This is a genomic window from Brachybacterium hainanense, assembly GCF_042434575.1.
Taxonomy (GTDB): Bacteria; Actinomycetota; Actinomycetes; order Actinomycetales; family Dermabacteraceae; genus Brachybacterium; species Brachybacterium hainanense.
The window spans coordinates 1-8,556 of sequence record NZ_JBHLSV010000047.1 but is presented as its reverse complement, the minus strand read 5'-3'; the positions used below and the strand labels follow the sequence as shown (position 1 = coordinate 8,556).

Below are 8,556 nucleotides of genomic sequence, written 5' to 3'. Positions count from 1 at the left end.
CACCCGGCCCGCACCCGCGCCCCGTCCGCGCCGCGGGCCGGCGGCGCAGCGCCGCGGCGACGGCCCCGTGATCGCCCTGACCCGGCGCTCTCTCTTCCTCATCACGCTGGTCGTGATCGCGCTCGCCGTGGTCGTCCCGACGCTGAACACCTACGTCTCCCAGCGCCAGCAGCTCCTGGCCCTGCAGCAGCAGGTCGCGCAGCAGGAGGACGAGGTCGAACGCCTCCAGCAGGACGTGGACCGCTGGGAGGACCCCACCTACGTGGCGGCCCAGGCCCGGGAGCGCCTGCTGTTCGCGATGCCCGGGGAGACCCAGTACCGCCTCACCGACACCTCCGGACGCGAGCTGCCGCTGACCGAGCAGCAGAGGTCGGCCCAGGAGGCAGGCAAGGGCGACTGGTTCACGACCATGTGGGACAGCGTGGAGGGCGCGAGCCGGCTCTCCCCCGAGGACATCCCTGATCCGGGGACCACCGACCCCGCGACGGACGCGCCCACCGGCGAAGAGCCTGCCACGGACGCGCCCGGCACGGACCCGACCAGCACGGCCCCGACCAGCACCGACCCGACCAGCACCGACACCCCGAGCGAGCAGGACACCGAGTGAGCACCCTTCCCCCTCTCCCGCATGAGACCCCCGCGACCGCGGCGGACCTGCGGGTCATGCACGAGCAGCTGGGCCGTGACATGCGCGGCGTCCGTTCGATCGCGCGGCGCTGCGCGTGCGGGCGCCCCGCGGTCGTCCGCACGGCGCCGCGGCTCGAGGACGGCACCCCCTTCCCGACCTCGCTCTACCTCACGCTGCCGTCGCTGGTGCTCGCCGTCTCGCGCGTCGAGGCGAGGGGGGAGATGGCCCGTCTGACGGAGGAGCTCGCGCAGGATCCTGAGCTCGCCCGGGCCTATGCCGCGGCCCACGAGCGCTACCTCGCCCGCCGTGCGGAGCTCGGCAGCGCCGAGGAGGTCGATCACGTCAGCGCGGGCGGCATGCCCACGCGCGTCAAGTGCCTCCACGCGATCGTCGGCCAGGGCCTCGCCGAAGGGGAGGGCGTGAACCCGATCGCCGACCGCGTGCTCGCCGAGCTCGCTCCCGTCGCCTCGATCGACGTGTGCCGCTGCGAGGAGCCGGACGGCGAGGTGCCGGTCGCATGAGCGCCCTCGGCACCGACGCGCCCGTCGCGGCGATCGACTGCGGCACCAACTCGATCCGTCTGCTGATCGCGCGCACGGATCCCGCCACCGGGGCGCTCTGCGACCTCGTGCGCGAGATGGAGATCGTGCGCCTGGGCTACGGCGTGGACCGCACCGGGCGCTTCGACCCGGCGGCCGTGGAGCGGACCCTCGCCGCGACGCGGCGGTATGCGCGGCTCATCGCGGAGCACGGCGCCTCCCGGATCCGCTTCATCGCGACCTCGGCGACCCGTGACGCCGCGAACCGCGACGTGCTCCTCGACGGGGTGCGGGAGATCCTCGGCGTCGAGGTCGAGGTCGTCCCCGGGCAGGAGGAGGCCGAGCTCTCGTTCCGCGGCGCGGTCGCGACCCTTCCGGGGATCCCGGACGGAGACCGCCTGGTGGTCGACATCGGCGGCGGTTCGAGCGAGCTCGTGCTCGGGTCGGCCGCGCCGACGCACCGGATCAGCCTGGACATCGGATCCGTGCGTCTGACCGAGCGGCATCTGCGCTCGGATCCGCCCACGGAGGAGGAGATCCATGCGGCGAGCGCGGATATCGACGCCCTCCTGGACGAGGCGGCCGCAGCGGTCCCCCTCGAGCGGACCCGGCATCTGGTCGGCGTCGCCGGGACGGTCACGACGCTGACGGGGGTCGCGCTCGGCGCGCAGACCTACCGGCCCGATCTCTCCCACGGCGCGCGGCTCGCGCTCCGGGAGATGCTCCGCACCTGCGAGGAGGTGCTGCGGATGAGCCGTGCCGAGCGCGGCGCGCTGAGCATCATCCACCCCGGACGGATCGACGTCATCGGGGCGGGGGCGCTCATCTGGGAGCGGATCATCCGACGTGTCGCGGACGTGAGTCCGATCACCTGCACCTGGACCAGCGAGCACGACATCCTCGACGGCATCGCGCTGAGCCTGCTGGAGCCGCGTCCCTGACGTGCAGGGAGGGCGCAGGACGCCCATGAGCAGGACCTCCTCCCGGTGCGCAGGGGCTCCCGCGTCGCCGCGGAGAGGTGTCCAGCACAGAGCGCGGTCTTTGTGTCGCGGGTACAAGCGCAATAGGCTGAACCCATGAACACCACCACCGGCGCAAAGCCCCATGTCCTCATCCTCGGCGGCGGGTCCGTCGGTCTGAACGCCGCGCACGACCTGCGTGCCGCGCTCGGCTCGGAGGTCGCGATCACGATCGTCGACTCCCGGCCCTACATGACGTACCAGCCCTTCCTCCCCGAGGTCGGCGCCGGCTCGATCGACCCCCGCAACGTCCTCGCGCCGCTGCGCAAGGTCCTCGCCGGCACCAAGGTCGTCACCGGGGCCGTCTCCGCGATCCGCCATGCGGACCGCACCGTGGTGGTCACGACCGATGAGGACGTCACCCTCGAGATCGCCTACGACTACCTCGTCGTGGGCCTCGGCTCGGTGCCGCGTCTGCTGCCCATCCCGGGTCTCGCGGAGCAGGCCATCGGCTTCAAGCAGGTCGAGGAGGCCGTCGCCGTGCGCGACCGGATCCTCGGAAACCTCGCGGAGGCCGCTTCCACGAAGGACCCGGCCGTCCGCAAGCGCCTGCTCACGTTCACCTTCGTGGGCGGAGGCTTCGCCGGCGGCGAGGCCATCTCCGAGGCCGAGGACATGGTCCGCGACGCCCTGCGCTACTACCCCGACCTGCACGCCTCGGACATCCGCTTCGTGCTCATCGACGCGGCGCCGTTCATCTTCCCGGAGGTCTCCGAGGAGCAGCGCGCCTACGCCCTGAACCAGCTGCGCGAGCGCGGCGTCGAGGTCAAGCTCGAGACCTTCCTGAACTCCTGCGAGGGCGGCGTCGTCAAGCTGTCCGACGGCGACGAGTTCGAGACTGACCTGATCGTCTGGAACGCCGGGGTGAAGCCCGCTCCGATCCTCTCGGACACGGAGGCCTCGGACCTGCCCACCATCCAGGAGCGCGGCCCGATGGGCGGGCGTCTCGCGGTGCTGCCCGACCTGCGCGTCAAGGGCGACAACGGCCCGATCGAGGGCGTCTTCTCCGCCGGGGACTGCGCCTGGGTCCCGGACCTGGCCTCCGGCGAGGGCAAGTTCTGCCCGCCCAACGCCCAGCACGCGGTCCGCCAGGGCAAGCGTGTGGCCGACAACATCGCCCGCTCGATCCAGGGGCGCCCGCTGGTGGACTACTACCACAAGAACCTCGGCGTCCTCGCGACCCTGGGCATGTACAAGGGCGTCGGCTACATGATGCTCGGCGACAAGCGCATCGACATCAAGGGGCTTCCCGCGTGGGCCGCCGCGCGTGCCTACCACGTGTACGCGATGCCGACGGTGGGCCGCAAGGCCGCGGTCGTGGCCGGTTGGGTCGCCAATGCGGTCTCGCGCCGTGACATCATCGGCATCCCGCAGTCCTCGACCCCGCGCGCCGCCTTCGAGCTGGCCGCGAACTCGGGCCCGAAGAAGAAGTGAGCCCGGGCGGCCCCCGCTCCCCGCGGGGGCCGCACGGTCCCGTCCGCCGTTGAGCGCGGCGGGACGGATCAGCATGACGCAGCCCACGGCGACCCCGCCGTGGGCTGCGTCGTGCTGTGAGGCCATCGCGCCCTTCGCCGTCGCCTCGAGGAGTCGCCGAGGTCGACGCCGGGCTCGCGTCGCGAATCTTCCGCATGGACGTGCGTCGACGGGCACCGAGGAGTACGCTGTGACTGAACGTGCGCAATTGTCCCGCGTATTGAGCAGAAAACAGCGGTTCGAGTCCGCTCCTGTCGTGGAGGTACCTATGGAGATCGTCATCGCATCCACCCCCGAGGATGCCGCGCGCATCGTCGCGGACCGCTTCGAGCAGGCCATCGCGGCGGCGGGGGAGAAGGGCATCACCCTGGGACTCGCCACCGGTTCCTCCCCGGTCGCGACCTATCAGGAGCTGATCCGCCGCCATCAGGCCGGCGGCCTCTCCTTCGCACACGCGCGGGCCTTCCTGCTCGACGAGTACGTGGGCCTGCCGCGAGCCCACGAGCAGAGCTACTACCGCTTCATCCGAGACCAGTTCACCGCGCATGTCGACATCGACGACGCCGGCGTCCTCTCTCCCAACGGCGAGGCGGCGGATCCGGTCGCCGCCGCGGCGGCGTACGACGCGGCGATCGGCGAGGCGGGCGGCGTGGACCTCCAGATCCTCGGGATCGGGAGCAACGGTCACATCGGCTTCAACGAACCCACCAGCTCCCTCTCCTCGCGCACCCGCGTCAAGACTCTGACGCGACGCACCGTCGAGGACAACGCCCGATTCTTCGACACGGTCGACCAGGTGCCCGTGCACGTGATCACGCAGGGCCTGGGCACCATCGGCGAGGCCCGACGCATCGTGCTGATCGCCACGGGCGAGGGCAAGGCCGATGCCGTCGCCGCCATGGTCGAGGGCGCGCTGAGCGCCTTCTGCCCCGCGAGCTCGCTGCAGCTGCATCCGGCCGTCACGGTGGTGCTCGACGAAGCCGCCGCCTCGAAGCTCGAGAACGCGGACTACTACCGCTTCATCCAGGAGGAGCGTCCGCGCCTCACGCGCTGAGGGACCGCGGACGGGGCGGCCTGCCCCTCCTGCTCGCTCCACCGCGGCGCAGGATCGGTCACCACGACCGGGCCCTGCGCCGCGGCGCCTCGGGCGGGCCGATAGATTGGCTCCATGCCCACAGCTCCTTCACAACCCGCGGCGAAGACGGGCGCGCCCCTCTCCGCCCTCGACCGCTACTTCCACATCACAGCGCGCGGCTCGACCGTCGCCCGCGAGGTCCGCGGCGGCCTCGTGACGTTCTTCGCGATGTGCTACATCGTCGTGCTCAACCCGCTCATCATCGGCACCGTCCCCGACTCGACCGGGAGCTATCTGGGCGGCGGGGCGGAGCCGAACATCCCCGCGGTCGCCGCGGGCACCGCGCTCGTGGCCGGTGTGCTGACGATCTTCATGGGAGCGTGGGCGAAGTTCCCCCTCGCGCTCGCAGCAGGTCTGGGCCTGAACGCGTACGTCGCCTACTCGATCGTCCCCCTGCCGGGCATGACCTGGGGCGGGGCGATGGGGCTGATCCTGCTCGAGGGCGTGATCATCCTCGTCCTCGTCCTGACCGGCTTCCGCAGAGCGGTGTTCGCGGCGGTCCCGCCCTTCATGAAGACCGCGATCGGCGTGGGCCTGGGCCTGTTCATCGCCTTCATCGGCCTGTTCAACGCGCGCTTCGTCACGTCTGCGCAGGGCACGCCCGTGCAGCTGGGCAACGAGGGCTCGCTCAGCGGATGGCCCACCGCCGTGTTCGTCTTCGGCCTGCTGCTCATGCTGCTGCTGTGGGTCCGCAAGGTCCCCGGCGCGATCCTCATCGCCATCATCGCCGGGACGCTCCTGGCGACCCTCCTCGAGCGCGTCCTCGGGCTCGGCGCCTGGCGAGCGGCGTCCGAGGGAGATCCCGGCAACCCCGGCGGCTGGTCCATGAACGTCCCCGCCCTCGAGGGCTCCCCGATCCAGCTGCCGGACTTCGCGACCCTGTTCACCGTGGATCCGCTGGGCGGCGTGGCCGCGGCGGGCGTGATCGGCGCGAGCGTCATCGTGTTCTCCCTGCTGCTCGCGGACTTCTTCGACACCATGGGCACGATGGTCGGCGTCGGCTCGGAAGCCGGTCTGGTCGACGAATCCGGCGAGATCCCCCACTCCCAGCGCATCCTGGTCGCCGACTCCGTCGCCGCGATCGCCGGCGGCGTGGGTGGCGTCTCGTCGAACACCAGCTATGTCGAGTCGACCGCGGGCGTGGCGGAAGGGGCGCGCACGGGACTGGCCGCGATCGTCACGGGCGTCGCCTTCCTGCTCACGACGTTCCTGGCACCGCTGGTGGAGATGGTCCCCTACGAGGCGGCCACCCCGGCGCTCGTCATGGTCGGGTTCCTGATGATGACCCAGGTGAACGCGATCGACTTCTCCGACATGGAGAAGGCGATCCCCGCCTTCCTCACGATCATCCTCATGCCCTTCGCCTACTCGATCACCGTCGGCATGGGGGCAGGCTTCATCACGTACGTGCTCATCCGCGTGGTCCGGGGCAAGGCGCGCGAGGTCCATTGGCTCATGTACGTCGTGGCGGTGCTCTTCGTCCTGTACTTCCTCCGCGGAGGGATCGAGGGCCTCCTCCTCTGAGGCGCCCCTGGCGCACGCAGCGGTGCGGATCGACGACGAACGGGCCCCGGCATGCCGGGGCCCGTTCGTCGTGCCGACGGGGATCAGCGGGAGACGGAGTCCAGCACGTGGTCCAGCACGGCGAGAAGAGCCTCGACGTCGGACGGCGGGACCGAGGGGAACACGGCGATGCGCAGCTGATTGCGTCCCAGCTTGCGGTATGGCTCGATGTCCACGATGCCGTACCTGCGCAGGAGCGTCGTGATCGCGACGGCATCGATGCTCTCGTCGACGTCGATCGTCGCGACGACCTGCGAGCGGGCGGACGGATCGGCGACGTACGGGGAGGTCTCGGGACGGCGCTCCGCCCAGTCGTAGACCAGGCCGCTGCTCGTCCGGGTGCGCTCATCGGCCCAGGCGAGGCCGCCCTGGGCGAGCATCCACTCGATCTGCTCCGCCATCAGCAGCAGCGTCGCCACCGCCGGGGTGTTCAGGGTCTGGTCCTTGCGGGAGTTCTCGAGCGCGACCTTCAGGGAGAGGAACTCGGGGATCCAGCGGTCGCTCCGGGCGATCTCCTCGACGCGGGTGATCGCGGCGGGGGAGAGGAGGGCGATCCACAGCCCGCCGTCGGAGCCGAAGGCCTTCTGCGGGGCGAAGTAGTAGGCGTCCGCCTCGGTGATGTCCACGGCGGCGCCTCCGGCTGCCGAGGTCGCGTCCACGAGCACCAGCTGATCGGCACTCGCCCCGGCGGGCCGGCGCACCGGCACCATGACACCGGTCGAGGTCTCGTTGTGGGGGAAGGCGTACACGTCCACGGACGGGTCCGCGACGGGCCGCGCGAGGGTTCCGGGCTCCCCGGAGACGATGACGGGCTCCGCCAGGTGCGGCGCTCCGCGGGTCTCGGCGGCGAACTTCGAGGAGAACTCGCCGATCACGACGTGCTGCGCGCGCTCCCGCACCAGGCTGAAGGCGGCCGCATCCCAGAACGCGGTCGAGCCGCCGTTGCCGAGCACCACCTCGTAGCCCTCGGGGAGGGAGAACAGCTCGGCCAGCCCGGAGCGGATCCGTCGCACGAGGTCCTTGACGGGAGCCTGCCGGTGGGAGGTGCCGAGCACCGTCGCCCCGGCGCGGGAGAGCGCCTCGATCTGCTCGCGGCGGATGCGGGAGGGGCCGGAGCCGAAACGTCCGTCGGCGGGGAACAGCTCTGCGGGGATCTGCAGGGACTGGAGGTCTGACACGGGGTCTCCTTGCCGTGGTCGAGGGCGGGCCTGCTGCCGGTCCGGGGGATCGGCGCCCCTCCATTGTGCCTACTCGGACACGGCACGGCGGTTCCGGTCCGCGGTCATGCGCGCCGGCACGCCGGATCTGGCAGGATCGGAGCATGAGCCGCGCGGATCTCGAGAAGAAGCCCCACGACGTCGCCGGGATGTTCGACAGCATCGCCGGGCGCTACGACATCATGAACGACGTCGCGGCGCTCGGGCAGGTGCGGGGCTGGCGCCGGGCGATGGTCGCCTCTCTCGACCTGCGGTCGGGCGACACCGTGCTGGACCTCGCCGCCGGCACAGGGACGTCGACGGCGGCGATCGAGGCGGCGGGCGCCCGCGTCGTCGCGGCGGACTTCTCCCTGGGGATGATGCGCGAGGGACGCCGACGGCAGCCGCATCTTCCCTTCATCGGGGCCGATGCGCAGCGGCTCCCCTTCGCGGACGATGCCTTCGACGCCGCGGTCATCTCCTTCGCGCTGCGCAACGTCCAGGATCCCCGTGCGGGCCTGGCGGAAATGGTCCGCGTCGTCCGCCCCGGGGGCGCCGTGGTGGTGTGCGAGTTCTCCACGCCGAGCAACGCCCTGTTCCGCAGGGTCTACCGGAAGTACCTCATGCGGGCGATCCCCGCCGTCGCGAGCCGACTCGCGAGCCAGTCCGACGCCTACAGCTACCTCTCCGAGTCGATCCTCGCGTGGCCCGACCAGGACGAGCTGCGGGAGTGGTTCGGCGGGGCGGGCCTGGTGGGCACCCAGTACAAGAACCTCAGCGGAGGCATCGTCGCCCTGCACCGGGGCTACGTCCCGGGCTCCTGACCTGCGGCGAAGCATCCTCGAAAACCGCGTGTGGGCGCTCCGGCCTCAGGACGTGGCGCAGAACACCCCGGGAACGGGCTTCTCGGCTTGCGTCGGGGTGGTGGGTGGCGTAATGTTTTCCCTCGTGCCCCGGTGAACGGGACGGGAACGGGGAGAGATCCTCGCTTCGGAGAATCGTT

Annotated in this window: 8 protein-coding genes; 7 read left to right on the top strand and 1 reads right to left on the bottom strand. The window is 71.4% G+C overall.

Going from position 1 to position 8,556, the window contains the following annotated elements; translation table 11 throughout:
• The 6 genes from ACFFF6_RS19795 to ACFFF6_RS19770 form a co-directional block, all read left to right on the top strand.
• The coding region (locus ACFFF6_RS19795; RefSeq protein WP_376983248.1) for a septum formation initiator family protein at nt 1-607 on the top strand (607 nt) is incomplete at its 5' end.
• Complete coding sequence (locus tag ACFFF6_RS19790) at nt 604-1,149, top strand: DUF501 domain-containing protein (RefSeq protein WP_376983247.1); 546 nt, start codon at nt 604-606, stop codon at nt 1,147-1,149. The genes ACFFF6_RS19795 and ACFFF6_RS19790, both read left to right, overlap by 4 nt.
• Nucleotides 1,146-2,108: a Ppx/GppA phosphatase family protein gene (locus tag ACFFF6_RS19785; protein WP_376983246.1), complete on the top strand. Its 963-nt coding sequence runs from the start codon at nt 1,146-1,148 to the stop codon at nt 2,106-2,108. Before ACFFF6_RS19790 ends, ACFFF6_RS19785 begins: the two co-directional genes overlap by 4 nt.
• Nucleotides 2,109-2,243: 135 nt before the next feature.
• The gene (locus ACFFF6_RS19780; RefSeq protein WP_376983245.1) at nt 2,244-3,620 is read left to right on the top strand and encodes an NAD(P)/FAD-dependent oxidoreductase; all 1,377 of its coding nucleotides are present in this window, start codon (nt 2,244-2,246) and stop codon (nt 3,618-3,620) included.
• 307 nt (nt 3,621-3,927) lie between these two features.
• Nucleotides 3,928-4,713: a glucosamine-6-phosphate deaminase gene (gene nagB / locus ACFFF6_RS19775; RefSeq protein ID WP_376983244.1), complete on the top strand. Its 786-nt coding sequence runs from the start codon at nt 3,928-3,930 to the stop codon at nt 4,711-4,713.
• 114 nt (nt 4,714-4,827) lie between these two features.
• Nucleotides 4,828-6,318, top strand: a complete 1,491-nt coding sequence (locus tag ACFFF6_RS19770) for an NCS2 family permease (protein WP_376983243.1) — start codon at nt 4,828-4,830, stop codon at nt 6,316-6,318.
• Nucleotides 6,319-6,401: 83 nt separating this feature from the next.
• Here the strand turns inward: ACFFF6_RS19770 and serC are convergent, their stop codons facing one another.
• Nucleotides 6,402-7,535: a phosphoserine transaminase gene (gene serC / locus ACFFF6_RS19765; RefSeq protein ID WP_376983241.1), complete on the bottom strand. Its 1,134-nt coding sequence runs from the start codon at nt 7,533-7,535 to the stop codon at nt 6,402-6,404.
• A 143-nt stretch (nt 7,536-7,678) separates the two neighbouring features.
• On the opposite strand from serC, the gene ACFFF6_RS19760 reads away from it, so the two are divergent.
• On the top strand, nt 7,679-8,377 hold the full coding sequence (locus ACFFF6_RS19760; protein WP_376983240.1) for a demethylmenaquinone methyltransferase: 699 nt from the start codon (nt 7,679-7,681) through the stop codon (nt 8,375-8,377).
• The last annotated feature ends 179 nt before the right edge of the window (nt 8,378-8,556 follow it).

What these genes read in the sequence shown, in the direction of transcription:
- ACFFF6_RS19780 (WP_376983245.1), top strand. Translation starts at nt 2,244, where the DNA reads ATGAACACCACCACCGGCGCAAAGCCCCATGTCCTCATCCTCGGCGGC.
- ACFFF6_RS19770 (WP_376983243.1), top strand. Translation starts at nt 4,828, where the DNA reads ATGCCCACAGCTCCTTCACAACCCGCGGCGAAGACGGGCGCGCCCCTC.
- nagB (WP_376983244.1), top strand. Translation starts at nt 3,928, where the DNA reads ATGGAGATCGTCATCGCATCCACCCCCGAGGATGCCGCGCGCATCGTC.
- ACFFF6_RS19785 (WP_376983246.1), top strand. Translation starts at nt 1,146, where the DNA reads ATGAGCGCCCTCGGCACCGACGCGCCCGTCGCGGCGATCGACTGCGGC.
- ACFFF6_RS19760 (WP_376983240.1), top strand. Translation starts at nt 7,679, where the DNA reads ATGAGCCGCGCGGATCTCGAGAAGAAGCCCCACGACGTCGCCGGGATG.